The following is a 25124-nucleotide window of genomic DNA, read 5'->3' as shown; positions in this document are numbered from 1 at the left end:
TCCGGGAACCTTGCGCGGGGGAGGAATGCGGCGATGACCCTTGACATGTTCTTACAACATCTCACGAACGCCGTCTCCCTGGGGGCACTGTATGCGCTGGTGGCCATAGGGTACACGATGGTATATGGTATCCTGAGGCTCATCAACTTCGCCCACGGTACCATCTTCACGATCGGCGCCTACGCCGCTTTCATGGGCATTGCCATATTCAACTTGCAGTGGGGGATAACGTATATCCTGGCCATCTGCTTCACCGCGGTACTCGGCATGGCGACGGAGAAAGTGGCGTACAAGCCGCTGCGCGATGCGCCGAGGATCTCCGTCCTCATATCCGCAATCGGGGTCTCGTTCCTGATGGAAAACCTGCTGATAATCTTCTTCGGGGGCAGGCCGAAGCCGTTCTTCAGGCCGCCGATATTCACACAGGTGCTTGAAATCGGCGCCATAATGATTCCCGTACTCAGCTTCGCCATCATCATCGTGTCGGCCATCCTTCTCGTGGCCCTCACTTACCTGCTTTACAGAACGAAACCTGGAACGGCCATGCGGGCGCTGGCTAACGACTTCGAGACCGCCAGGCTCATGGCCATTGACGTCGACAAAACGGTGGCCCTCACCTTCATGGTCGGCTCGTCTCTCGCCGCCGTGGGGGGCATACTGTGGGCCCTTAAATTCCCCCAGATAAACCCGACAATGGGTGGCTTTCCTGGCCTGAAGGCATTCGTGGCTGCGGTCCTGGGTGGGATCGGAAGTATCCCAGGGGCAACAGTAGGTGGCCTCATTCTTGGCCTCTGCGAGATCATGCTCGTCGCGTTCCTCCCCAACCTGTCAGGATACCGTGACGCGGTTGCTTTCGTGGCTCTGATTACCGTCCTGCTCCTGAAGCCGACAGGGCTGCTGGGCGAGAAGGGACAGGTGAAGGTATGAACGGGCGAAGCAACGGAAGAGGTCTCAATTACCTCCTGACCCTCGGCAGCATCGTCGTGATACTACTGATCACGACCTGGGCGCAGAGAACGCTGGACCCGTACCGGCTCAGGGTGTTATCCGTCGGTGCGATATACGTTACCCTGGCGGTGGGTCTCAACCTGGTTTACGGGTTCACAGGGCAGTTCTCGCTCGGGCACGCCGGTTTCATGGCCGTCGGAGCGTACACTTCGGCGCTTCTCACCATGCCGGTCGCACAGAAGGCAAGAAACTTCTTCATCGTGCCTATCCACCCGGCGCTGGAGAACCTTCAGATCCCGTACCTTCCGGCGCTGATCATCGCGGGGCTGATGGCGGCCTTGTTGGGTTGGATAGTCGGCGTACCGGTGCTCCGGCTCAGGGGCGATTACCTGGGAATGGCGACTCTCGGCTTCTCCGAGGTGGTTCGGGTCCTCATAAACAACATGCAGACCATTACGAACGGCTCGATGGGCCTCAAGGGAGTGCCCGACTACGTGAACCTGTACTGGGCGGTCGGGAGCGCGGTTGTCTCGGTTTTCATCGCGGCGAGGCTGGTCAATACGAGTTATGGGCGGGCGCTCAAGGCGATCCGTGAGGACGAGATCGCCGCCGAGTCCGTCGGCGTGAGCCTTTTCTACCACAAGGTACTCGCGTTCGTGGCTGGGGCGTTCTTCGCGGGAGTCGGCGGGGCGCTGCTCGGTCATTGGTCCAGTGCGGTCGACCCGAAGATGTTCACGATTACGATAACTTTCCAGATTCTAACCATCGTTGTAATCGGTGGACTCGGTAGCCTCACCGGAACCGTGATTGCTTCATTCGCGTATGCGGTTGCGATGGAATGGCTACGGTTCATCGAGGCGCCGATGAAGATCGGGTCCATTGAGATCCCCGGTATAGTCGGCATGCGCATGGTGCTGTTCGGTATCGTCGTTCTGGTCGTGATAGTGTTCTACCGCCAGGGGCTGATGGGACAGCGCGAGTTTGCCTGGGATGCCTTCCTGCGAAGGAAAGAAGCGGGGACGGCTGCCGGTGCGGGGAAGGGGGTTTGACGCCGTGGCTGTGCTGGAACTCGACGGACTGACGATCAGGTTCGGGGGTCTCACCGCGGTGTCGTCCTTCGACCTGTGCCTCGACAGGGGCGGGCTGGTTGGGATTATCGGACCCAACGGCGCCGGCAAGACGACCGTGTTCAACATGATAACGGGGATATACACTCCGACCTCGGGTAGGGTGCTGTTCGAGGGTAAGGACATAAGCGGTATGCGCCCCGACCTGATAGCAAAGGGTGGCATAGCGAGGACGTTCCAGAACATCCGTCTCTTCCGCGACCTGCCGGTGATCGACAACGTGCTCATCGGCAAGCATCTGAGGCTCAGGTCGTCGCCGTTGGCGGCGGTAGTGGGCACGCCGGGCTACAGGCGCGAGGAGCGTCAGATGACCGCAGAGTCCGAAAGGCTCCTCGAAGCGGTTGGTCTCACGAAGTTCACGGACTACAAGGCCGGGTCGCTCCCTTACGGGCTACAGCGGAGGCTCGAGATCGCGAGGGCGCTCGCCACGGAACCCAGGCTCCTCTTGCTCGACGAGCCTGCCGCCGGAATGAACCCGCAGGAGATCTCCGATCTCATGGGCTTCATTCGCCGGATCCGGGCCGAGTTCAACCTCACCATCCTGCTCATCGAGCACCACATGAGCCTGGTGATGGGCATATGCGAACGAGTCGCCGTGCTCGATTATGGCGTGAAGATCGCCGAGGGGTGTCCCGAGGATATACAGAAGAATCCCAAGGTGATCGAGGCCTACCTGGGGGTGGGGTCAAGTGCTTGAGATCCGTGACCTGAACGTGTTCTACGGTGGCATTCACGCCATCCGCGGCGTCTCACTGAGCGTCCCCGAGGGGAAGATCGTGACCCTGGTCGGCGCAAACGGGGCAGGCAAGACGTCTATCCTGCGTACAGTTGTCGGTGTCGTCAGGCCGCGCTCAGGGCACATCGCCTTTCGGGGTAAGGACATCGCCGGTTGGCCCACCCACAGGATCGTCGGGTCCGGCGCAGTGCTGGTCCCGGAGGGGAGGCGGGTGTTCTCGAATCTCACCGTCATCGAGAACCTCCGGCTGGGGGCTTATGCTCGCGCGGATCAGGCGGGGATCCAGCGCGACCTCGATTGGGTGTTCACCCTGTTCCCGCGCCTCAAGGAGCGCGTCGGCCAGAAGGCGGGGCTCCTCTCCGGCGGCGAGCAACAGATGCTCGCGGTGGGCAGGGGGCTGATGTCGAGCCCGAAGCTCCTTATGATGGATGAGCCGTCCCTCGGCCTCGCCCCGCAGCTCGCCGAGGAGATATTCAGGATCATCCAAAAGATCAATTCGGAAGGTAAGACCGTCCTTCTTATAGAGCAGAACGCGAAGCGGGCGCTCGAACTCAGCGACTTCGCGTACGTTCTGGAGACTGGGACGATAGTGCTCGAAGGCCCCGGACGCGAGGTGCTGCAGAACGACCGCGTTCGCAAGGCGTACCTGGGGGAGTGACGCAGTGACCAATCCGAGGTTTGAAGGCAGGGGGGCCGCCCACCGCAGGGCGATATACAGGGGCTGCGGCTATGGCCCGGCGGACGTGGCGTCAAGGCCCCACATTGGGGTGGCCAACGCCTGGAGCGAGTGCTCGCCCGGGCACTACAACCTCAGGACTCTGGCCGACGCCGTCAAGGCGGGAATATGGCAGGCCGGCGGGGTCCCATTCGAGTTCGGGGTGCCTTCAACCTGCGGCAACGTGGCCATAGGTGATACTGCCCTCCAGTACGAGCTCGTGCTCCGCGACATAGTCGCCGCCTGCGTCGAGGCGGTGGCTCGGGTGCAGCTGTTCGACGGTCTGGTGCTCCTGTCATCGTGCGATAACATAGTGCCCGGCCAGATACTGGGCGCCCTCAGACTGGACGTGCCGTCGCTCGTCGTCACGGGCGGCCCGATGCTCGAGGGATATATCCCCGGTGCGGGCGGCGCGGCGGGCGCCCGGCGGGTGCTGATGCCCGATGTCAACGAAGCGGTGTTCGGCAGGGCGAAGAGGGGCTCCATGGATGACGCGGATCTCGCGGCAATCGAGGAAGCCGCCTGCCCGACCGCCGGAGCGTGCCCCGTGATGGGCACCGCCAATACCATGCAGATCCTGTCAGAGGCCCTGGGTCTGTGTCTCCCGGGTACGGCGACCATTCCCGCGCCTTATGCGGGGAAGACGATCGCAGCCAGGCAGGCCGGCGCCCGAATCGTGGAGATGGTGAAGGAAGGGCTCAAGTCCTCCTCGACGGTGACTCTTGAATCCCTGCTCAACGCGGCGACGGTCGACGTGGCCATCGGCGGGTCGACCAACGCCGTGCTCCACTTGCTGGCGTTCGCGAGGGAACTCGGAATCGACATGGACCTCGACGTTTTCGATTCGCTAAGCCGCAAGGTCCCGCTCGTGACACGGGTGCTCCCGAATGGCCCGTACACCGTCGTCGACCTGCATCATGCCGGCGGGGCGCCGGCGGTGATGAAGGTCCTCGAGCCGCTGCTCCACGGGGATGCGGTCATGGCCGACGGGCGGAAGCTCCGGGACGTGGTCCGCGGCGCCGCGGCATTCTCGGGAGAGGATGGCCCGCTCGCCACGCTCAACGAACCCGTAAGCACGGAAGGCGGCCTCGCGGTGTTGAAGGGCAGCCTCGCTCCGGACGGGGCGATCGTCAGGCAGACAGCCATGAAACCCGAGATGCTCGTGTTCTCCGGCCCCGCTCGGGTGTTCGACAGCGATGCCGGTGCCCTCGAAGGGATCGCCGGCGGCCGCGTGAAGCGCGGGGACGTCATCGTAATAAGGTACGAGGGTCCGAAGGGCGGCCCGGGTATGACCGAGACCATGCTGGCCACGGACGCCCTGGTCGACCTCGGCCTCGACGAATCGTGCGCGCTGGTCACCGACGGCAGGTTCTCGGGATTCAACCGCGGGCCTATCATCGGGCACGTATCGCCCGAGGCGATGTCGGGAGGCCCGATCGCGGTGGTCCGCGACGGCGATCCCGTAAAGATAGACATACCCTCGCGGAGGATTGACCTGCTAATCCCCGAGGATGAAATACGGCGGAGGCTGGCGTCGTGGATCGCGCCCGCGCCGAAGGTCTCCAGCGGGATCCTGGGCCTCTACTCCAGGCTGTCACTGCCGTCCCATGATGGCGGGGCGATGCAGCCGTGGACTGGCAAGCCACAGGCGCGGGGGAAGGGAGGCGGCAAGGCGTGAACCTGAACCGGCTCGAGCAAGACATGCTCGAGGGCAAGCGCGGCGAGGCGGTGCGCCTTGCGATGTCCATCATTACCACGATGGGCGAGCTGTACGGCGCAACAAGGATGATACCCGTGACGCAGGCGCACATCGACGGTTGCTCGTACGCGGCCGTGTGGGATGCGGGCCTGGAGTTCGCCGAGAAGCTCGCCGCGCTTGGCGCCAGGGTGGCCGTGCCCACGACGCTGAACATAACCGCCAGGGACATCGAGGACTGGAGGCAGTTCAGGATCCCCGAGGACCATGCGCTGGCGTGCGAGCGTATGGAGGCGGCGTATCACGCCATGGGCTGCATACCGACGTGGACGTGCGCGCCGTACCAGTACGCGCTGGCGCCGGGCTTCGGGCAGCAGATCGCCTGGGCGGAGTCGAACGCGATAAACTTCGCCAACTCGGTGCTGGGGGCGCGTACCCACCGCTACGGGGACCTCGTCGACATATGCTGCGCCATAGCCGGGAGGGTCCCCGAATTTGGGCTTCATCTCAAAGAGAACCGCGCCGGGCAGGTTCTGATCAGGTTCGAGGGTATCGAGGCTTCAGTGTGGAACGACAATTCCATTTACGCGGCGGCCGGCTACCTCGCAGGCGAGATCGCGGGCGAAAGGGTCCCCGTACTCGACGGGCTGCCGGCTTCCACCACGCATGAAAACCTCAAGGCGCTCAGCGCGGCCTCGGCGTCGTCCGGCGCCGTCGGGCTGTTCCACGTGGTTGGCGTCACGCCGGAAGCGCCGTCGCTGGATGAAGCATTCCAGGGCCGGCGCCCCGCGGAGACGGTCGTCGTCGACGGCGCCAGCCTCCGCTCGGCGACGAGGTCGCTGACCAGCATCAGGGAGGGCGGCTCTCGAACCGCCGGTGAGGCCGTCGACCTCGTGATCGTCGGTTGCCCGCACTCATCTTACATGGAAGTCGAAAGCGTGCTGTAGCGCCTCGCGGGCCGGCGGGTCAAGAGCGGGGTGCAATTCTGGATTCAAACAAACAGGACTGTCGATATGCTCCTGAGGCGGGCAGGGCTGAAGCACCGGCTCGACGAATCGGGAGTGCGGCTCCTGCACGACGGCTGCATACTGAACTTCCCGCTGACAGGGTGGGGGTTCAAGACGATAGTCACCAATTCGGGCAAGATGGCGCACTATGCGCCCGGGCACGCGCAGGCGTCGGTGTATTTCGAGGACCTCGACGGCTGCGTGGAGGCGGCAGTGACGGGGGAGGTGCGTTGCGGTGAGTAGGCGCAACGGTCCGAGCGCGGAGGCCACAAGGACCACGAGGATACAGGTGGAATCCGTAATCCCGGGCCACGCGTCGGGCGAGGCGCTCGTGGCGGCGACCCCCCTGAGCTTCTGGGGCGGCCTGGACGCCAAGACGGGGAAAGTCATCGACGTCAGGCACGACCTCTACGGCCGGTGCGTAACCGGCAGGGTGCTGTTCCTCCCCGGCGGCAGGGGATCCAGCAGTAGCTCGGGCATAATCCTCGAGGCCATAAGGCGCGGGACTGCGCCGGCGGCCATCGTCAGTCTCAAGGCGGAGGCCATTCTTGCGATAGGCTCTATCATCGGAAAGGAACTGTACGGCCGGTGGGTGCCCGTGTTCGTGATCGGCGAGGAAGGGTATCGCCGCGTACGCACGGGCGACCACGTCGAGGCCGGAGACGGGTACATAGAATTGCGCGGGGTTGATGGCGGCGATCCCGGGGAGGGCTGTTGATGCTCGAAACGATTGACAGGATCCCGAAGCCGAGCAAGCTTGCGGAAACGATCGCGGGGAAGATCCGGTCGTTGATCCAGGCGGGGAGGCTTGAACCCGGCGAGCGGTTGCCGAGTGAGAAGGAACTGTGCGAGGCGTTCGGGGTGGGCCGGTCGTCCGTACGGGAAGCATTGCAGGCGCTGGAACACCTCGGCTTGATCGAGTCGAGGCAGGGAGTGGGGCGGTTTTTGAGCAAGGAGTCTCAGGCGCTTGCGAGTTCGCTTAACTGGAACGCCGCCCTGGACAATGCCCCCGTGTTCGAGCTGATGGAGGCGAGGGAGTTCCTGGAGGGGCTCGTGGCAAGCCTCGCCGCGCAACGGGCGTCTGACGATGACATCGGCGGGCTCGAGTCCACCCTGGCCACCATGAAGGCTTCCCTGGGCGTGGACACGGACAAGTTCTTCCGTGCGGAACTCGATTTCCACTCGGGGATCTCCAGGGCGTGCAACAACGCCGTGATATCCGAGCTCGTCAACGTGGTGATGCTCCGCGTCCACGGCGACGCGGAGAAGTTCATGAGGACCGTCCCCGAGACGTCAGTGGTCACTGTCAACCTGTTCAGCGACCTTCTCAACGCGATCAGGGACGGCGACCCGGTCAAGGCCGGCGACCTGATGAGAGAGCACCTGCAGTCGGTGAGGCTCATACTGGCGCGGCAGAACCAGGCGTACGGGAACGGCGCAACGGACAGGACGGACAGGGGGGGCCCAGATGAGATTCGCCCGCATGGTCACGAGCATAGACACCCACACGGTCGGTGAACCGACGAGGACTATCATCGGCGGGATTCCGCACATCCCCGGGAAGACCATGAGCGAGAAGATGCTCTACCTGAGGGACAACTGCGACTCATTCCGCACGATGCTGATGTATGAGCCGCGGGGCCACAGCGTGATGTCGGGCGCGATAATCACCCAGCCGTGCGACCCTGCCGCCGACGTGGGGGTGCTCTACATCGAGGTGGGCGGGTACCTGCCGATGTGCGGCCACGATACGATCGGCTGCTGTACGGCGATGGTCGAGGCGGGGATCGTCCCCATTACTGAGCCTGAGACCGTCATAAAGCTCGACACGCCCGCCGGGCTCGTCGTGGCGCGTGTGGCCGTCGAGAACAACGTGGCCAGGAGCGTGACATTCAAGAACGTACCGTCTTTCGTCATGGTCCCGGGGGCGAAAGTCAGAGTCCCGGGCATCGGCGAACTGACGCTGGACATATCGTGGGGAGGCAACCCATACGCCATCATCGAGGCGAAGAAGGTGGGCCTGGCGATAGACCCGCGAAACGCGGGCGAAATCGTCCGCGTCGGCAACACGATCAAGGACGCGGTGAACGCGCAGGTCGGGATATCCCACCCCGAAAAGCCTTACGTCGACGAGGTGACGCATGTCGAGTTCTACGGTCCTGCGAAGCACCCCGGGGCGGACGCGCAGAACGCCGTCGTGTTCCCGCCCGGGGAGATCGACAGGTCGCCGTGCGGCACGGGCACCTCGGCCAAGGTCGCCCTGATGTATTCGAAGGGCGAGCTCGAGATGGGCGAGGAGTTCGTACACGAGAGCATCATCGGCACCTGTTTCAGGGCTAGAGTCGTAGGGGAAACCACTGTCGGCCCATATAAGGCCGTCATCCCCGAGGTCACTGGGAGCGCGTACGTGACCGGCATACACCAGTTCGTCGTGGACCCCGACGACCCGCTTAAGGACGGGTTCCTGCTCGGGGTGTAGAGTGAAGGGGGTATTGAGGTGAGGGTGACGCACCACCCGATTCTCGGCGAGCAGTCCCCTGCGCGTACGGTTGAGATCACGGTCGACGGCAGGAAAGTGACGGCGCGCGAAGGGGAGACCATCGCAGCGGCCCTTCTCGCGGCGGGGATCAGGGTGAATCGTATCACGCGGAAGCAAGGCACGCCCAGGGGCTTGTTTTGCGCTATTGGGCAGTGCACCGACTGCGTGATGGTCGTTAACGGCGTCCCGAACGTGAGGACGTGCGTGACTCCGGTGGCGGACGGCATGACCGTGGAAACGCAGAAAGGCGGCGGACCGGCGCCGCTGAAGTCCGGGGGATCCAGATGAAGACATACGACGTGGTTGTGATTGGAGCGGGGCCGGCCGGCCTGGCGGCGTCGATAGAGGCGGCCAGGCGCGGCTGCGGTGTCCTGCTCGTGGACTCGAACTTGAAGCCCGGCGGCCAGCTGATCAAGCAGATCCACAAGTTCTTCGGCTCTAGGGAACACCGTGCGGGCACTCGCGGGATAGACATCGCCAGGGACCTCTACAGGGAGGCGCTGGACGCGGGAGTCACCGTGTGGCTCGACACCAGCGTGTACGGGATTTTCGCCGGCAACGTGTTGGCCTACGCCCGTGGCCTGCTTGAAATGAAGCCGTCCGGCGGCGCCGTGAAGGCGGATCGCGTGGTCCTGGCCACCGGCGCCTCGGAGAACGCCGTGAACTTCCCCGGCTGGACCCTGCCCGGCGTGATGGGGGCCGGAGCGGCCCAGACGATGATCAACGTCGAGCGCGTCCTCCCCGGGAAGCGGGTGCTCATGATCGGGTCGGGGAACGTCGGGCTCATAGTCAGTTACCAGCTCATGCAGGCGGGGGCGGACGTCGTGGCCCTGGTTGAGGGCCTGCCGAGGGTCGGCGGGTACGGCGTGCACTCCGCGAAAATCAGCAGGGCGGGCGTGCCCATACTCACCGCGCACACGGTCTCGAGGGCGTTCGGTGACACCGCGGTGGAGGGGGCGGAGATCGTCAGGGTCGACCCGTCGTGGAAGCCCGTGGCCGGGACGGAGCAGCGGCTCGACATCGACACGATATGCATCGCAACAGGCCTCCGGCCGTACGCGAAACTGGCCATGCTCGCGGGCTGCAGGATGGTGCATTCGCCCATCCTCGGCGGATGGGTGCCGTTCCACGACAGGTCGTTGCAGACGAGCGTGCCCGGCATATTCGTCGCCGGCGACGCCGGTGGGGTCGAGGAGGCGAGCACCGCCATGGAGGAAGGCAGGCTCGCCGGGGTTTCGGCGGCGGCGTCGCTCGGTAAGGTGAGCGCCGCGGAGGCGCGGGCGCAGAGGGAAGAGGTCGAGGCGAGGCTCGCGTCGCTCAGGATGGGGCCGTTCGGGAAACCCAGGCACGACGCCAAGGAGGCCCTTCACAAGGCAGGTGAGTGCGCATGAGCGGCGGTGTGAAGACGTCGGTGCCCGCCGGAGCGGGGGTCGCGACCAGCGGCTACCCGTCACTCGACGAGGTCAGGGGTTCGCCCGGCTATCCTTCCAGGGAGCGCATGGCGAAGGGCGCGGTCGCGGTAATCGAATGCGTCCAGGAGATCCCGTGCAACCCGTGCGAGGCCGCGTGCCCCAGGGGCGCGGTGAAGGTCGGGCAGCCAATCACCAACTTGCCGGCGCTGGACGGGGAGAAATGCATCGGGTGCGGGCTGTGCCTCGCGCGGTGCCCGGGGCTTGCCATATTCCTTCTCGACATGACGTATTCGGATACCGAAGCGGCACTGTCGTTCCCGCACGAGTACCTGCCATTGCCCGAACCCGGGGCGACTGTTACGGCGGTCGACCGCGCGGGACAACCGGTGTGCCGGGCGAAGGTGCTCAAGGTTGCGAATCCGGCGAGGAACGACCGTACGCCGGTGATCACGATCGCCATTCCAAAGGAGTTCGCGGAGTCGGTCCGGGGAATCGCGAGGAAGAGCGGGGGTGGCGACGTTGGACGATGACATGATCGTTTGCAGGTGCGAGGAGATAACCGTGGGGGAGATCCGGCAGGCCATCCGCGAGGGGGCCAGGGACCTCACTGGAATAAAGCGCAGGACCAGGGCAGGCATGGGGCTCTGCCAGGGCAGGACCTGCGAGAGTCTCGTCGTCAGGATCCTCTGCCAGGAACTCGGCAAGAAACCTGGCGAGGTGGAGCCGGGGTCGGTAAGACCCCCGGTGACGCCCGTACCGTTTGGCGTCCTGGCGTTCGGCGGTGAAGGCAATGAGTAAGGCTTTCGACGTCATAGTCGTCGGCGGCGGAGTCATCGGTTCGTCGGTGACCTATTACCTCTCGAAGGAAGGGTTTCAGGTCGCGCTGTTCGACCGCGGGGACCTGGCGTCGGGCACGTCGTCCGCCTGTGACGGCAACGTCCTCGCGACAGACAAGATGCCCGGGTTCGACAGCCAGATGACGTACAAGAGCCAGCAGCTACTGGCGGGACTCCAGGACGAACTCGCGTACGACTTCGAGTACAGGCAGCCGGGCAGCACGCTGGCCGTGGAGGACGAGGGCCAGGCTATCGTGGCCAGGGATTGGACCCGGCGCCAGCGAGAGGCCGGCCTCCCCATGAGGTACATCGAAGGTGGCGAGGTCCACGAGGACGAGCCGATGATCGCGCCCGACATCATCGGGCTGGTCGAGTGCAAGTCGGACTCCTCCCTGTACCCGATGGGCCTGGTATACGGCTTCACACTGGCCGCTCAGAGACTCGGCGCAGAGGTACACCAGTTCAGCGAGGTGCGGTCGATATTGAAGGACTCGACCGGCGCCGTAAAAGGCGTCGAGGCGTCGGACGGGACTTATCATGCGCCGCGGGTGGTTATTTCCGCCGGCGTGTGGACGCCGGCCGTGGCCGCTACCGCGGGGGTGAATGTCCCCATCAAGCCGAGGAAGGGCCACATCCTGGTCACGGAGTCGACGTTCCGGATCGGCCGCCGCAAGGTTATGGAGTTCGGCTACCTCATGGCCAAGTTTGGCGGCAAGGAGAAGCGCCGCGTCGAGCCGGACATGGAGAAATACGGGGTGGCGCTGGTATTCGAGCCTACGATGCAGGGCAATTACCTCATCGGCTCCAGCCGGGAGTTCGTGGGATTCGACACGACCTGCAATGAGAGCGTTCTCGCGCTCCTCGCGAGACGGGCGGTAAGGTTCTACCCCGCGATGGAGGATCTTCACATTGTGAGGTCATACGCGGGTCTCAGGCCGTACACCCCCGATCACCTGCCGATAATATCGCCGGCAAATGGCGTAAGCGGGCTGTACGTGGCCGCGGGTCACGAGGGCGACGGCATCGGCCTCGCCCCGATAACAGGCAAGATAGTGGCGGAGATGCTCGCGGACAGGGACACGTCGATGGACCTGAATCCGCTCAGGTTGGACAGGTTCGATCAGGTCGATCGCGGCCCTCACCAGGGTCTTTAGAGAGTGCGAGAGTCCGGGGATCGAGGAGACAGAAGAGGAAGAGGAGGAAGAGATTGATGGCGCGGCTCAAGGGTGTGTACGTGGTCATGGTCACCCCCTTCAAACAGAACGGGGAGGTTGACTACGCAGGGCTCAAATCGAACGTCGAGTGGTACATCAATGAAGGTATCCACGGCGTGCTTCCGCTGGGGAGTACGGGCGAGTTCGCGGCGCTGGAGGATGATGAGAAGAAGAAGATCGCCGAGGCCGTAATGGCCCAGGTCAACGGCAGGGTGCCCGTTGTGCTCGGCGCCACCGCCGAAACCACCGAGAAGGCGATCGAGTACACCAGGTTCGCCAGGGAGATCGGCGCGGCCGGCGTCATGACCCTGCCGTCGTACTACTGCAAGCCGAACCAGGAAGAGATGTTTGTCCACTTCAAGCGGATAGCCGAGGCCGTGGACATCCCCATCATCATATACAACAACCCCTGGAGCTCCGGGGTCGACATGCAGGCGGAGACCGTCGCCAGGCTGGCCAAGTACCCGAACCTGGGATACATCAAGGAGTGTACGGCGGATATCAAGAGGCTTCGCGAGATCCGGATACTCACCGAGGACAGGATGACCATCTTCTGCGGATGGGAGGACCTCGCGTACGAGTCGTTCTTCATGGGTGCCGAAGGCTGGATTTCGGTGATCGCGAACATAACGCCGAAGCTCGCGGTGGAGCTGTTCGACCTTGTCGCCGTGAAGAAGGATTACGACAAGGGCTGGGCGCTGTACAAGAAGATGCTCCCGATGCTCAAGCAGCTCGAGTACTCCGGCAAGCTCCAGCAGACATTGAAGTACTCCCTCGACAAGCTGGGCCACTGCGGTGGAGCGGTGCGAAGCCCGAAGCTTCCGCTGACCACCGAGGACAAGACCAGGATCGACGGCATGCTCAATCTCATGGGCCTGATCTGAAAGGGGAGGGGAGAGATGGCGAACGGGTACTGGAACAGGGTGCTGAGGGTCGACCTCACTGCCGGCAGGATCTGGGTCGAGAACGTGGGAGACGATGTCTGGAAGGTGTTCACCGGCGGGGCCGGATACGCGGCTAAAGTGATCCTGGAGGAGGCCGCCGCCGGCGCCGACCCGCTTGGCCCGGCCAACCCCCTGGTGTTCGCGCTCGGCGCTTACCAGGCCGGAACGTGCCCGGGTAACGCAAAGTGGACTGTGGCCGCGAAATCCCCGCTCACAGGGACGTATGGCGATTCGGCGGCGGGAGCGGACTGGGGCGTCGCCCTCAAGAAGGCCGGTTACGATGCCGTCGTGATCAAGGGCGCCGCGCCGAAGCCTGTGTATCTCCTCGTCGATGAGGACAGGGTCGAGATCAAGGACGCCCAGGGGATCTGGGGCCTCGACGCCTTTGAGACGGTAAAGGCGATCCAGTCCAGGGAGAACGACCCGGGCCTCGCTGTGACGAACATCGGCCCGGCCGGGGAGAAGCTCGTCAGGATCGCGTGCATCGTGGCAGATGGTCACAGCTTTGCTGGCAGGTGTGGTCTGGGCGCCGTGATGGGGTCGAAGAATCTCAAGGCGATAGCCGCGAGGGGCAAGAAGTCTGTCCCCGTGCACGATCCCGGGAAGGTCAAGGAACTCGCCAAGACGCGGTTCAGGGAGATATTCAACGCGGCCAAGAACAACGGCCTGCGCGACCACGGTACTCCAAACCTCTGCATTACCGCCGAGGCGTTCGGGGATATGCCGCTCAAGAACTGGAGCGGCGACGTGTGGCCTGAGGGCGCCAGGCAGATCGGCGCGCCCAACTACACTGAGGTTCTGAAGGCGAAGCCGCTTCCGTGTGCCAACTGCCCCGCCGGATGCCACAGAGACGTCGTCGTGGAGGACGGCCCCTACGCCATGAAGGGTCCGGGCCCGGAGTACGAGACCTGCGGCATGATGGGCACGAACCTGTGGATCTCCGACCCGAGGGCCGTGGCGAAGGCCAACGACGTCTGCAACCGCGCAGGCATCGACACTATATCAGCCGGTGCGTGCGTGGGCCTGGCGATGGAGTGCTTCGAGAAGGGCTACGTCACGAAGGCGAAGGCAGGGATGGACCTCACCTGGGGCAACGCGGATTCGGCGATCGAGCTCGCGCGGCAGATCGGTACCTGCGAGGGATTCGGGGCGGTGTTCGCGGACGGGGCGCTGGCGGCGGCCCGCAGGATTCACCCCGACGCTGAGAAGCTGGTCGCGCACGTGAAGGGCCTGGATCTGCCCGCGCACGACGCGAGGGCGTGCTGGAGTCTCGGCGTGAACTACGCGACCTGCACGCGCGGCGCCTGCCACATGAGGGGCGTGACGGAGGACGTCGAGATGGGCGGGTTCTTCGTGCCGGAGATCGGCATCGTGAAGGACTGGTCCAAGTTCTTCTCGCCCGAAAACAAGAGCGCGCTGACGGTAAAGCTCCAGGACTATTGCGCCTGGCTCAACTCGATGGTAATCTGCGCGTTCATGGTCGACGGTGGGGAGTTCACCTTTACGTCGCTGCTCGAACTGTGGAACGGGATCACCGGCTGGGATTGGACCGTCGATGACGCAATGAAGGCTGGGGCAAGGATATTCACGATCCAGCGCCTGGTCAACATCCGCGACGGGCACAGCCGCGAGACCGACACGCTGCCGTACAAGATGACTGTCGCCGCGAAAGAGGGGTTCAGGGCCGGCAAGACCCCGACCCCGGTATCGATGTACCTCGACGAGTACTACAAACTCAGGGGCTGGGATGCGAACGGCATCCCCACAAAGGAATGCCTGCGCGACCTCGGCCTCGAGGGCTACGCCAGGCTGGCGGGCCTTTGAGCGGGTCACCGCTTTGGCGGAAATGCGGGGGTGGTGGTGATGAAAGTATCCGTGAGGTTCTTCGGGAGTCTCACCGAGACGCTCGGTGAGCGCCGCAGTGTCGAACTTACGCCGCGCTCCACCGTCACCGACCTCCTGGCGGCCGTTGGGCTCGACGAGAACGGCATCTCTCTCGCCGTTGTGAATGGAGTACAGGTGGAACTCGCCCATGCGCTGAACGACGGTGACCAGGTCATGATTGTGCCGCCTGTGATCGGCGGCTGACGTGCAGTAGAGCCTCCGGGTTCGGCCGGCCGAACGGGCGGGTCCGCGCCTGGAGGCCTTGCAGGGCCGACACCTTGACCTGCTCCCAACTCATACAATCTGCCTGAACAGCATAGGTACGACCCAGAGCGAGCGGACAACTCGAGGGACCGGAGTTCGAGGGGCTGGCGGGGTTCTCGTCGAGGGTGGGCAACGGCGACCTGGGTGTGGCGCTAAAGGCGGTCGACATGTGCAACAGGTATGGGATGGACGTGATATCGACATCCGAGTGCATTTCGTTCGCGATGGAGTGCCACGAGCGAGGAATCATCTCTCGAGACGAGGCGGACGGCCTGGACCTCGGATGGGGAAACGCCACTATCCTGGCCCTGGTGGAGAAGATCGCGCAGCGCGAGGGCTTCGGCGACGTGCTTGCAGACGGGGTCAGGTCGGCGGCCGCCAGGATCGGCAGGGGCAGCGAGGGACTCGCGATGCACGCAAGGGCCTCGTGGTGTTCCAGGCCGACCCCAGGGGCCTCAAGGGCTACGCGTTGGGTTTCGCCGTTGCGAGCAGGGGAGGGGACCACCTCCGCGCGGCCTGCGAGCGGGTAGTCAACCTGGAGCGTTGCTTCAACGCAAGGGAAGGGCTCACGCGCAAGGACGACACTCTGCCGGGGCGTTTCCTGAAAGAGCCGCTGGGGACGGAGTGCGGCCCCTCAGCGGGTAGCGTCGTTGAACTCGAACCCATGCTGGACGAATACTACGAGGCCAGGGGGTGGGACGTCAGGACGGGCCTGCCTACGGCCTCGAAACTGGATTCGCTCGGCCTGAAAGGGTGCCTGGAAGGCTCTCCAGGTACGGTACCCGGCCCGCGCGGCCGATAAGGGTTCGCGCACCCAACGAGTCCGGCGGGCCGGCCGGGCGACCTTCTGCTGACTTTGAAGGGGAGACGACCAGATCTCAAGATAAAATCGCGTCGCCGCGAATTCAGCACCAGGCATAATGCTACCAAATGGGAACTCATTATGCCTGGAAGCACCTCTGTCTCGAAGCCTGCTTCGACCATATTGGCTTTAATGAAATCGAGGCAAAGCTTCTCTTGTAGAAAGAAACTGCCATCTCCGAAGGATCGCGGCACAAGGAAGGTGAATAGGAAACCACGAACAACCTAGGCTAGAGGTAGTCCAATGGTAGCCGGAGGGACTCGTGAACGATGCAAACGAGCGTCGAATTCCACAAGGAATAGAGCAGTATTGCATCGGGTCCAGTCTCTGCCTTGGTCGGGCGTATCGGCTTACCGCCGAGCAAACGCAGACGTCGCTAACCCAGAGAGTTGGACCCACTCATCATTCGACGGGTGTTCTGGAGAGACTGAAGAACGACCTGGCGATAAAGAGTACAGGTTTCGCGGATGACGAGATACGAGCGACTCTGACAAGTTTCAACGGCATGGAAACGTGGCGCATCGGGGAGACTTTTGCACAATGATGGCTGGAGGACAACCGAGGCTGCCTCTTCCCGTGGCAAACGCAACATGACCTACGCTCACTCACCGCAAGCCTGCCAGGGACGGATCTGGTCGGGCTAGTTACCATCGATGAACAAGTATTCTTCGCTTTCGGTGAGGTGAAGACTTCGAGTGATGCCGACACACCCCCACGAGTTGTATACGGACCTAAAGGCCTTCCGTTCCAGGTTAAGGAACTCGTTGTCTCGCGTAATAGGCGTAGGCAGCTAGTCCAGAACTTGGGCGTCAGATCCCTGAACCAGTGGTGGTTCTCGCGGTACAGGGCTGCGTTCGTAGCGCATTTGTCCAATGAATACTGCTACTGGGGCGTACTAATGCGAGACACTCGGCCCTCTCCAAGAGACCTTGAGAGTTCTGTCGATACGGCATCTGAAGTTGCCCGCGAGAACGCTCCGATCGAGTTTATTTCGCTGCATACGGACCTGCCTGCGGGCAAATGGGCGGCCTTATGCAGTGCGGGAGGAGCATCATGAGGCTGTATGAGCAGCTACGGATACCACAAAGCTGGGCAATTGAGGCGTTCGGCAAAGGTCGGCTCGTAGAGGCCCTGCACATTGCCGAACGTCAGATCCTTCAGCGCTCATTTGGTGAGTTGTTGAAGCCCAGTTGCTTTCTTTCTGATAGAGAGTGCGAGCTAGTTGATGAAGCGGTTCATGCTTGTGAAATTGCTGCTTTGGAGTGGTGGCAAGCTGCTAGGTACCCAAGCGAAGACCAGACCGAAGAATTGCGCAAGTTCTCCGACGCCTGTACGATAGCCTTCACTTTAGTGCGGTCTCTGCCGGTTCCTAACCTGCCCGAAGCAAGGGCCTCGCACATACTCCGTTGCATCGCCCTCGGGTATCTAGCTGATAGACATACTGATGTTCAACGCTGGATATGCGACACAATCGGTGATGATATGACTCTGAGCCTGGAAGGCTGGGATGGACTGCTAGCCAGCAAGATACTTGAGACGTGGGTGAGGCTTGTCAGAAGGGAAAGCTGGGACGAAGTGAACCAGATTGCGGGCATCATTTCCTTTCTCCGCCATCAACAGCACGAATATGAGAGGGAGTATCTTGGCGCCTTAGATCGGAATGCCGTTACTTCCGCTGCCATACAGCTGGTGTCATTCTACCACTGGGCCAAGGCTACGGATGTGCTTGCTGCATATATGCTGCAAGGAACACCCGCGGATGCTGGGCCTCAAATAGACCTCCACTTTGAAAAGGCAGTAACAGGGGCAGACGTATCTGGTTCCTTCGAACTCGGTAACCTACTTCGCTGGCTGCATTTGGCCTCGCACAGGCTATTGAAAAATGCAGTGTGGAATGTATCACAACGGTTCAACTCTAGCATAACCGAGTACGTTCGCAGCCTAACAAGCTCTCAAAAGACAACGCTCGAACTGTTGCCGCCTCAGCGACGGGCGATCTTCGAGTGCGGCCTCTTGGACAGAACACACAACGCCGTTGTCGTGAGTCTCCCAACGTCCAGCGGTAAGACTCAGCTGGCCGTCTTCCGGATACTGGAAGCTGTAAACCATTTCGGCCAACAAAAGGGCTGGATAGCATATACCGCGCCGACAAGGGCCCTAGTCAACCAGATAACGGCCCGATTACGGCGGGAACTGGCCTGCGTGAACGTGCGTGTTGAACATATCAGTGCAGCACTTGATGTGGACCAACTCGAAGAAGAAGTCCTTGGAGACGAAAGTGCGTTTGACGTGCTCGTCTGTACCCCTGAGAAACTGGATGTGATAATACGGCAGGGGCGAGTCAAGAGGGATTTGGTGCTTCTAATCATGGATGAGGCTCATAGCATAGAAGATGAAAGCCGTGGTCTTAAGCATGAGCTCCTTCTTGCGATGGTTAAACGCGATTGCCCCTTGGCCAAATTCCTACTGCTTACTCCGTTTGTTTCAAATGGCATGGAACTGGCTCGCTGGTTGGACCCTCAATCGCCTAATGCCATCTCAATGAGCCTTGATTGGCAGCCGAACGATCGGGTCATTGGTAGGTTCTATGCTGTTCCCGGGACTACTCCAAGGGGATGGCAAATGCAGTTCGAATCGATCGCCACCAGCCATCCAAGCCTCGGGCTGGACAGCCCGGTCTACGTTGGGGACCCAGGACCATTGCCTAAGTCGTTCAGCAAGGTCAGGGGTTGCCTCACAACGATGTCCTGTGCAATGGCAGTCGAGCTCTGTCGTCGTGGGACCTCATTGGTGATCACCCAGCAGAAACCTCACGCGTGGTCTGCTGCGGTTCAGCTCAAAGAAGTGCTGCCGAGACTCGATCGAGTCGCGCCAGACGTAGAAATGGTAATGCGGTTCATTGAGGCGGAATACGGTAAGGGTCATGAGTTGTGTAAGCTGCTACAGCATGGCATAGCGGTCCACCATGCGGGGCTTTCAGATGAATGCAGATTCCTTATCGAGTGGCTTACCGAACAGTCGCACCTAAAGGTGCTTTGTGCAACCACAACGATTGCGCAAGGAATCAACTTCCCCGTGAACTCCATACTCATTTCCTCACTCAAGTACCCCAGAGGTAAGGAGATGGGTTTTCGCGAGTTCTGGAACCTAGCAGGGAGAGCAGGTCGTCTAGGTCAACCCGGTGTGGGGCTGCTGATTGGAATTGCCTCAACCTCAGATTATGCAGGTCAGGACGAAGAATTGAGGAAATACGTTCAAGACGCCCACAAGGAGCTGCTATCGTCACTCCTAGCCCTCTACGACGAGGCCAGCAAGAGTGGATCTGAACTGGACCTCCATCTTTTGGCACCTTTGCCCACTTGGTCTGCCTTTATGCAATATCTCGCCCATCTGTTCAACCAATCCGGGCAAGACTCGCGCTTGGAGACGCGGTTGGAGCTGATTCTGAGGGATACGTACGGCTATATGTCGCTGGAGAGATCTAATCCAGATGCAGCCAGAAAGCTCGTTGAGGCTGCTCGCCGCTATGTCAGGAGACTTGAAAAGGATCCGGGTAGCGCGAAACTAGCCGAGGACACTGGTTTTGCGCCTGATAATGTACGGATAGCCTTGGCAGGCTTAGGCAACGAAGACCTCCGATTATCCGATTGGAAACCGGATCAATTGTTTTCAAAGGGCACGACCACCCTGAGGGACCTCATGGGTGTGATGCTTCGGATCCCCGAGCTTTCCCAGTTGAGAGAAATACCAGCAACCGGAGTGAGCCACAGATGGCTAGCTGCACTCACAGTCGATTGGGTGAATGGTCGGACCCTTCGAGAACTGGCACAGGCGTATTTTGATGGCACGGATATGCATGCCCTGACCAAATGCTGTGATGCCATTTATGGCAATCTCGTGACTAATGTTACTTGGGGAATCGCAGCACTCCAAAAGCTCGGCATTGATTTTGAACAGCTGGACCCAGACGAACGTCGCTTGCTCAACACTCTTCCCAGTATGGTGTACTATGGCGTAAACACAGAGGATGCTGTCTTGATGCGTATGGCCGGAGTATCGAGGACACTAGCCCACAATACGGCTGCCGAGTTCAGGCGCCAGTACGGGCTGTCGCCGGCTAGGCCGAGGGACGCCTTCGACTGGTTGTCTGCATTAGATGCTGGGCAGTGGGGTCGCATAGCCCCATCAGGCTACCCAATGACGGGTGGTGACTGCTTGCGGGTTTGGCGTAGGCTGAATGGTCTCGGAGAATAGTCACCTGATAGCCTCGAACCTTGTCCTACCAATAATACGCACGGGCGGTGTACTGAGTTCCCGCCCGTGCATGTGCGTCCGCTCATTATCCATCTTGCGCCTTGCTTTTGCGAGTGTTAACCAGATCAGAACACGTGGCAGGCCACGTAGTGCCCGCCACCCCTGTCGGTGAGTGGGGGTTCCTCCTCACTGCACACGGGCTTTGCGTACGTGCATCGCGTGTGGAACCTGCACCCGCCCGGCGGGTTGATGGGGCTGGGCACGTCACCCTCGAGGATCTGCCTCGGTTTTCGCTCGTCCGGGTCCTCTATCGGCACCGCCGCGAGGAGCGCACGCGAATATGGGTGCACTGGGTTCCGGAACAGCTCCGGCTTGTTGGCGTACTCCACGAGTTTGCCGACGTACATGACGCCCACCCTGTCGGACAGGAACTTGATGACGCTCATGTCGTGGGAGATGAACAGGTACGTCAGCCCGAGCTTCTCCTGCAACTCTTTCATCAGGTTGAGTACCTGGGCGCGCACCGAGACGTCCACGGCGGAGATTGGCTCGTCCGCCACCATGAACTCGGGGTTGAGCGAAAGCGCCCTCGCTATACCCACGCACTGCTTTTGGCCGCTCGAAAGGACGTGCGGGTACTCGGACGCGTGCCTCTGCTCGAGGCCCACCGTAACCAGGAGCTCGCTCACCCGTTCGTACAGTTGCGCGCCTGCCGCCAGCCTGTGAACCTGCAGCGGTTCCGCGACGATGTCGAATACCGTCTTTCGTGGGTCGAAGGAGCTGAACGCGTCCTGGAAGATGAGCTGCATCTTCCGCCGCATCTTGCGCATTTCCTCGTTGCCGAGCTCGAGTACATTTCTCCCGTTGTACAGGATCTCTCCACTCGTCGGCTCGATCAGGCGCAGTATCAACCGCCCCGTGGTCGTCTTGCCGCAACCGCTTTCGCCGACGAGCCCGAACGTCTCGCCCTTTCTGATGACGAAGCTGACGTCATCCACGGCGTGCACGAAGTGCCTCGGACCGGCGAGGAACCCTCCACCCACGGGGAAGTACTTCACCAATCTGTCGACTACGATGAGGTCGTTCATCGAGAGTCCCTCCCTCAATGCCTTGTACGGTGCAACGGGTCCATTTCGGTGCGCACCCAGTTGCCGACAAGGTTAAGGCACAGGATAGTCAGAGCTATCGCAACGCCGGGGAACGTCACCAGCCACCACGCCTGGGTCATGTACACGCGGCCCTCGCCGATCATGAGTCCCCACGATGACTCCGGCGGCTGTATCCCGTAGCCCAGGAAGCTCATCGTAGCCTCGGCGCCGATGATACGGGCGATCTCGAGGACGTACGTCGTGATGAGCGGAGAGATGATGTTGGGGAATATGTGGCCGAACAGCGTACGCGTCGTCGAAGAACCGATCGCCCGCGCCGCCTCCACCATCGTGGTTTCCCTCATCGAAAGCACCTGGCTGCGCGCCATCCTGGCGTGGACCATCCAGCCGTTGAACGTCAGCGCGGCGATCAGGTTCCACTTCCCCGGACCCAGCACCATCACGAACATCAGCGCGATCAGGAGTCCCGGGAAGGATGACTGTATGTCAACGATACGCATCAGGAACGTATCAACCCATTTTCCAAAGTAACCTGAAACGAGACCCAGGAGGGTACCGAATGCGCCGGATATGGCGACGCAGATGAAGCCGACCATCAGCGACACGCGCCCGCCCCAGATTATCCTGCTGAGCACGTCACGCCCCTGCTGGTCGGTCCCGAGGAGATACTTCGGGTTTCCACCCTCCGCCCAGGCCGGAGGCTTCAGCCTGTTCAGAAGGTTGCCCTTCGTCGGATCCTGTGGCGAGACTATGGGAGCCGCCACGGCGGACAAGACGACCAGCAACACCACTATGAGCGATATCAGCGTGACCTTGTCCTTCCACAGGCGGCGAAGCGAGCCCTGGAGACGCGACCGGCGGCTTTGAGGGACGAACACCGCGGCCGGCTTATCGCCCGCCCGGGGTTTCTCCTGTAGCTGATTACTCATGCGTTAGACCCCCAATCCACTGGTCCGGCTCAGAGCTTGATCCTCGGGTCGAACAGGGCGTAGGACAAGTCTGTGAGCAGGTTTATCCCTGTGATGATAACCGCCACGACGAACACACATGCCTGCAAGAGCGGGAAGTCCTGGTGCTGGATCGTGTCGATGATCAGATTGCCGAAGCCCGGCCAGGCGAACACGTGCTCCACTGGTGAGCTGATTCCGCCGAGCATCCTTCCCAGGTCCACGCCAATAGTCGTAACGACGGCCGGGGCCGCGTTCTTGAGAGCGTGCTTGAATATGACGGTCTTCTCATCGAGCCCTTTGGCCCGGGCTGTCGTGACGTACTGCTGGTTGAGCTGGTCGAGCATCGAGAATCTGAGGACCTGGGCAATACGGCCCGCAGGTACGATCGACAGCGCAAGGACCGGCAGGACGAGGTGGCGGACGGTTCCGTAGCCGGAGGTGTAGAACCATCCGAGGTTCACGGCGAACACCGTTACCAGCATGAGGCCCACCCAGAACGTAGGCAGGCATATTCCCGTCAGGGCCGCCGCGGTCAGGATTCGGTCGAGCGTGGAGCCCGGCCTGTAGGCGGCAATGATCCCGAGTGGTACCGATATCGCCGCCGCGACCACGAACGAGAACAGGACGAGCTGGAAAGTCGCCGGCATTCGCTCGAGCACGATCCCCAGCGCGGGTTCTTTCTGCCACCACGACATGCCGAAGTCCAGCCGGATGAGCCCCGCCATGAAATCCTTCAGTTGCTCGAGCAGCGGTCTATCGAGGCCCAGCTGGTGCTCAAGCTGCGCCCTTTCTTCATCGGTTGCCGATAAGGGGAGCATGATGTCCACCGGGTTACCGATGAGATGGAGTATGACGAATACCAGGAGCGACACCCCAATTATGACAAGTAGCGAATATGCAATCCGAAGGGTCACATATCTGAGCATCGCTGATCCTCCCCCGCAGGGGAGGGTGTGACCCCTCCCCTGCAGATTACCGAACCGGTGCTGCTACTGGACGATTCTCATCTCCGACAGGAGCTTCTTGCCGTCCTGTCGCGGCTGCCAATCGAGGCTCTTCGAGAGACCGTAGATGTCCTTGATGTTCACGAGGAAGATAAATGCAGGATCATCGTAGATGACCTTGCCGACTTCCTCGTACATCTTCTGACGCTTCGCGCTGTCCATCTCTGTCCTGGCGGCGTCGATCTTCTTGTCGAGGTCGGCGCTGAGGTACGAGGACATCGTGCCCTTGCTGTGAACCAACGCGGAGAACGTCCTGTCGGCGTCGAACAGGTCGTTCGAGTGGAAACTCACGATCATGTCGGGTGCGAGGTTCCTGTCGAACAGCACCTTGAGCCAGCCGTTCCAGTCGTAGTACTTGAGCTCTACGTTCATGCCGGCATCCCTGAGTAGCATGGAGACTGCCTCGGCGAGCTCGCCGTCCTTCAGCCAGCGACCGCGCTGGGCGACCATCTGGATCTTCTCGCCCTTGTATCCGGCCTGCTTCAGGAGTTCCTTCGCCTTATTCGGGTCATAGGGATAGGGCTTGAGCTCAGAATTGAACCCGACGTAACCGGGCTTGAACATCTGGCCGAGCGCCGGTGACGCATAGCCACCGTAAAGGCTCTTCGCGATGGCTTCCTTGTCGATGGCGTAGTTGGCCGCCTGCCTGATCAGCGGGTTCTTCATTACGCCCTTGAACTGGAGGAAGCGGACGAGCGGGAACTCGAGCCCTTCAACGGACGCTACCTTCGGGACGTCCTTGATGTATTCGGGGAGCATGTTGACGGCCACGTCGATCTCGTTCGCCTTGAGCGCCGACAGCCTCGTCGAGCCCTCTTCGATGAATCTGAAGAGGCCCTTCTTCACGCTGGGCTTGTTCCCCCAGTAGCCGTCGAACGCCTCGACGGAGATCGAGACACCCTTCTTCCACTCGATGACCTTGTAGGGGCCGGTGCCGATGGGTTTGGATCCAACAGTGTCGCCCACGGCCTCCACGTGCTTCTTGTTGACGATCATGAGGCCGGTGAGGCGGACCGGAAGAGCCGGATCGGGACCGTCGGTGATGATGTTAACCGTGGATTCGTCGACTTTCCTGGCATCTTTGATAGTCCTGAAGTTGCTGGCGATCTGCGACTTGAACTTGGGATCGATCTGCCGGAGGACACTGAACACGACGTCGTCCACAGTGAGCGCGTCGCCGTTCTGCCACTTGATGCCCTTCCTGATCTTGAACTCCCACGTCGTCGGGTTCACGGTCTTGTAACTTTCGGCCAGCGCCAGAATGGGCTTCAGCGTTTTGCCGTCGATGGTGAGCAACGGCTCGAACACGTTCTCGGTGACAGCGCGCATGTTGCCGTCGTCGGCGAACTGCGGGTCAAGCGTACTTGGCTCACCCTGAAGAGCGATGACTATGGTCTCTTTCACGGGCTTGGGTGCCGGCGACGGCGCAGGTGCGGGCGTGGGCGCCGGTTCGGCCTTCTTCTCGGGGGCCTTGCCGCAGCCTGCGACCCCGATGGCGAGGACCAGCGCCATGACCATGCACAGCGCTATTGCCTTCGACCGGATTCTCACTGATGATCCCCTCCTTGATGTCTCGAAGCCTTAACACGAGGTTCCCAATGCGGTCTCTCTAATCTCCTGCCC

23 protein-coding genes and 1 pseudogene are annotated in these 25124 nt (G+C 61.7%); 20 read left to right on the top strand and 4 right to left on the bottom strand.

Going from position 1 to position 25124, the window contains the following annotated elements:
* Positions 1 to 33: 33 nt before the first annotated feature.
* From HPY55_07070 to HPY55_06975, 20 genes and pseudogenes are all read left to right on the top strand, one after another.
* Complete coding sequence (locus HPY55_07070) at positions 34 to 927, top strand: branched-chain amino acid ABC transporter permease (GenBank protein NPV70390.1); 894 nt, start codon at positions 34 to 36, stop codon at positions 925 to 927.
* Positions 924 to 1997, top strand: a complete 1074-nt coding sequence (locus HPY55_07065) for a branched-chain amino acid ABC transporter permease (protein ID NPV70389.1) — start codon at positions 924 to 926, stop codon at positions 1995 to 1997. The genes HPY55_07070 and HPY55_07065 overlap by 4 nt, the downstream gene beginning before the upstream one ends.
* On the top strand, positions 1939 to 2772 hold the full coding sequence (locus HPY55_07060; GenBank protein NPV70388.1) for an ABC transporter ATP-binding protein: 834 nt from the start codon (positions 1939 to 1941) through the stop codon (positions 2770 to 2772). Before HPY55_07065 ends, HPY55_07060 begins: the two co-directional genes overlap by 59 nt.
* A complete protein-coding gene (locus tag HPY55_07055; GenBank protein NPV70387.1) occupies positions 2765 to 3469 on the top strand; it encodes an ABC transporter ATP-binding protein in 705 nt (234 codons plus the stop codon). Before HPY55_07060 ends, HPY55_07055 begins: the two co-directional genes overlap by 8 nt.
* 4 nt (positions 3470 to 3473) lie before the next feature.
* The gene (locus HPY55_07050; protein ID NPV70386.1) at positions 3474 to 5204 is read left to right on the top strand and encodes a dihydroxy-acid dehydratase; all 1731 of its coding nucleotides are present in this window, start codon (positions 3474 to 3476) and stop codon (positions 5202 to 5204) included.
* A complete protein-coding gene (locus tag HPY55_07045; GenBank protein ID NPV70385.1) occupies positions 5201 to 6169 on the top strand; it encodes a DUF521 domain-containing protein in 969 nt (322 codons plus the stop codon). The genes HPY55_07050 and HPY55_07045 overlap by 4 nt, the downstream gene beginning before the upstream one ends.
* A 30-nt stretch (positions 6170 to 6199) precedes the next feature.
* Positions 6200 to 6472 (top strand): DUF521 domain-containing protein, encoded by a 273-nt coding sequence (locus HPY55_07040; GenBank protein NPV70384.1) that lies wholly within the window; start codon positions 6200 to 6202, stop codon positions 6470 to 6472.
* A complete protein-coding gene (locus tag HPY55_07035; protein ID NPV70383.1) occupies positions 6465 to 6947 on the top strand; it encodes a DUF126 domain-containing protein in 483 nt (160 codons plus the stop codon). Before HPY55_07040 ends, HPY55_07035 begins: the two co-directional genes overlap by 8 nt.
* Complete coding sequence (locus HPY55_07030) at positions 6947 to 7747, top strand: FadR family transcriptional regulator (protein ID NPV70382.1); 801 nt, start codon at positions 6947 to 6949, stop codon at positions 7745 to 7747. The genes HPY55_07035 and HPY55_07030 overlap by 1 nt, the downstream gene beginning before the upstream one ends.
* Positions 7698 to 8708: a proline racemase gene (locus HPY55_07025; GenBank protein NPV70381.1), complete on the top strand. Its 1011-nt coding sequence runs from the start codon at positions 7698 to 7700 to the stop codon at positions 8706 to 8708. Before HPY55_07030 ends, HPY55_07025 begins: the two co-directional genes overlap by 50 nt.
* 18 nt (positions 8709 to 8726) lie before the next feature.
* Positions 8727 to 9056, top strand: a complete 330-nt coding sequence (locus HPY55_07020; protein NPV70380.1) for a (2Fe-2S)-binding protein — start codon at positions 8727 to 8729, stop codon at positions 9054 to 9056.
* Positions 9053 to 10159 carry an FAD-dependent oxidoreductase gene (locus HPY55_07015; protein NPV70379.1) on the top strand — a complete coding sequence of 369 codons (1107 nt, stop codon included), beginning with the start codon at positions 9053 to 9055 and terminating at the stop codon, positions 10157 to 10159. Before HPY55_07020 ends, HPY55_07015 begins: the two co-directional genes overlap by 4 nt.
* Positions 10160 to 10179: 20 nt before the next feature.
* A complete protein-coding gene (locus tag HPY55_07010; GenBank protein NPV70378.1) occupies positions 10180 to 10710 on the top strand; it encodes a 4Fe-4S binding protein in 531 nt (176 codons plus the stop codon).
* Position 10711: 1 nt separating this feature from the next.
* The gene (locus tag HPY55_07005) at positions 10712 to 10978 is read left to right on the top strand and encodes a (2Fe-2S)-binding protein (GenBank protein NPV70377.1); all 267 of its coding nucleotides are present in this window, start codon (positions 10712 to 10714) and stop codon (positions 10976 to 10978) included.
* Positions 10971 to 12170 (top strand): FAD-binding oxidoreductase, encoded by a 1200-nt coding sequence (locus HPY55_07000; GenBank protein ID NPV70376.1) that lies wholly within the window; start codon positions 10971 to 10973, stop codon positions 12168 to 12170. The genes HPY55_07005 and HPY55_07000 overlap by 8 nt, the downstream gene beginning before the upstream one ends.
* 56 nt (positions 12171 to 12226) lie before the next feature.
* Entirely contained in the window at positions 12227 to 13114 is an 888-nt protein-coding gene (gene dapA / locus HPY55_06995) for a 4-hydroxy-tetrahydrodipicolinate synthase (protein NPV70375.1), read from the top strand.
* A 15-nt stretch (positions 13115 to 13129) separates the two neighbouring features.
* Complete coding sequence (locus HPY55_06990; protein ID NPV70374.1) at positions 13130 to 14998, top strand: aldehyde ferredoxin oxidoreductase family protein; 1869 nt, start codon at positions 13130 to 13132, stop codon at positions 14996 to 14998.
* Positions 14999 to 15037: 39 nt separating this feature from the next.
* Complete coding sequence (locus HPY55_06985) at positions 15038 to 15262, top strand: molybdopterin synthase sulfur carrier subunit (protein ID NPV70373.1); 225 nt, start codon at positions 15038 to 15040, stop codon at positions 15260 to 15262.
* A gap of 227 nt (positions 15263 to 15489) precedes the next feature.
* Positions 15490 to 16124, top strand: a pseudogene (locus HPY55_06980) (hypothetical protein).
* A 1113-nt stretch (positions 16125 to 17237) separates the two neighbouring features.
* Entirely contained in the window at positions 17238 to 20438 is a 3201-nt protein-coding gene (locus HPY55_06975) for a DEAD/DEAH box helicase (protein ID NPV70372.1), read from the top strand.
* Between the two features lie 125 nt (positions 20439 to 20563).
* On the opposite strand, the gene HPY55_06970 is transcribed toward HPY55_06975, so the two are convergent.
* The 4 genes from HPY55_06970 to HPY55_06955 all read right to left on the bottom strand — a co-directional run bounded on the left by HPY55_06970 (position 20564) and on the right by HPY55_06955 (position 25052).
* Positions 20564 to 21526, bottom strand: a complete 963-nt coding sequence (locus HPY55_06970) for an ABC transporter ATP-binding protein (GenBank protein ID NPV70371.1) — start codon at positions 21524 to 21526, stop codon at positions 20564 to 20566.
* Between the two features lie 14 nt (positions 21527 to 21540).
* Positions 21541 to 22476: an ABC transporter permease gene (locus HPY55_06965; protein NPV70370.1), complete on the bottom strand. Its 936-nt coding sequence runs from the start codon at positions 22474 to 22476 to the stop codon at positions 21541 to 21543.
* Between the two features lie 29 nt (positions 22477 to 22505).
* Positions 22506 to 23423, bottom strand: a complete 918-nt coding sequence (locus HPY55_06960; protein ID NPV70369.1) for an ABC transporter permease — start codon at positions 23421 to 23423, stop codon at positions 22506 to 22508.
* Positions 23424 to 23486: 63 nt separating this feature from the next.
* Positions 23487 to 25052: an ABC transporter substrate-binding protein gene (locus HPY55_06955; GenBank protein NPV70368.1), complete on the bottom strand. Its 1566-nt coding sequence runs from the start codon at positions 25050 to 25052 to the stop codon at positions 23487 to 23489.
* Positions 25053 to 25124 lie beyond the last annotated feature (72 nt).

It is taken from the genome of Bacillota bacterium, assembly GCA_013178305.1.
Lineage (GTDB): Bacteria > Bacillota > Sulfobacillia > JABLXB01 > JABLXB01 > JABLXB01.
This window is presented reverse-complemented; position numbering and strand designations above follow the sequence as displayed.

Bases quoted from the DNA above. Each gene is read 5' to 3' on its own strand.
- HPY55_07070 (NPV70390.1), top strand. From the start codon at position 34: ATGACCCTTGACATGTTCTTACAACATCTCACGAACGCCGTCTCCCTG.
- HPY55_07065 (NPV70389.1), top strand. From the start codon at position 924: ATGAACGGGCGAAGCAACGGAAGAGGTCTCAATTACCTCCTGACCCTC.
- HPY55_07060 (NPV70388.1), top strand. From the start codon at position 1,939: ATGCCTTCCTGCGAAGGAAAGAAGCGGGGACGGCTGCCGGTGCGGGGA.
- HPY55_07030 (NPV70382.1), top strand. From the start codon at position 6,947: ATGCTCGAAACGATTGACAGGATCCCGAAGCCGAGCAAGCTTGCGGAA.
- HPY55_07025 (NPV70381.1), top strand. From the start codon at position 7,698: ATGAGATTCGCCCGCATGGTCACGAGCATAGACACCCACACGGTCGGT.
- HPY55_07015 (NPV70379.1), top strand. From the start codon at position 9,053: ATGAAGACATACGACGTGGTTGTGATTGGAGCGGGGCCGGCCGGCCTG.
- HPY55_07005 (NPV70377.1), top strand. From the start codon at position 10,712: ATGATCGTTTGCAGGTGCGAGGAGATAACCGTGGGGGAGATCCGGCAG.
- HPY55_07000 (NPV70376.1), top strand. From the start codon at position 10,971: ATGAGTAAGGCTTTCGACGTCATAGTCGTCGGCGGCGGAGTCATCGGT.
- dapA (NPV70375.1), top strand. From the start codon at position 12,227: ATGGCGCGGCTCAAGGGTGTGTACGTGGTCATGGTCACCCCCTTCAAA.
- HPY55_06990 (NPV70374.1), top strand. From the start codon at position 13,130: ATGGCGAACGGGTACTGGAACAGGGTGCTGAGGGTCGACCTCACTGCC.
- HPY55_06985 (NPV70373.1), top strand. From the start codon at position 15,038: ATGAAAGTATCCGTGAGGTTCTTCGGGAGTCTCACCGAGACGCTCGGT.
- HPY55_06975 (NPV70372.1), top strand. From the start codon at position 17,238: ATGAGGCTGTATGAGCAGCTACGGATACCACAAAGCTGGGCAATTGAG.
- HPY55_06970 (NPV70371.1), bottom strand. From the start codon at position 21,526: ATGAACGACCTCATCGTAGTCGACAGATTGGTGAAGTACTTCCCCGTG.
- HPY55_06965 (NPV70370.1), bottom strand. From the start codon at position 22,476: ATGAGTAATCAGCTACAGGAGAAACCCCGGGCGGGCGATAAGCCGGCC.
- HPY55_06960 (NPV70369.1), bottom strand. From the start codon at position 23,423: ATGCTCAGATATGTGACCCTTCGGATTGCATATTCGCTACTTGTCATA.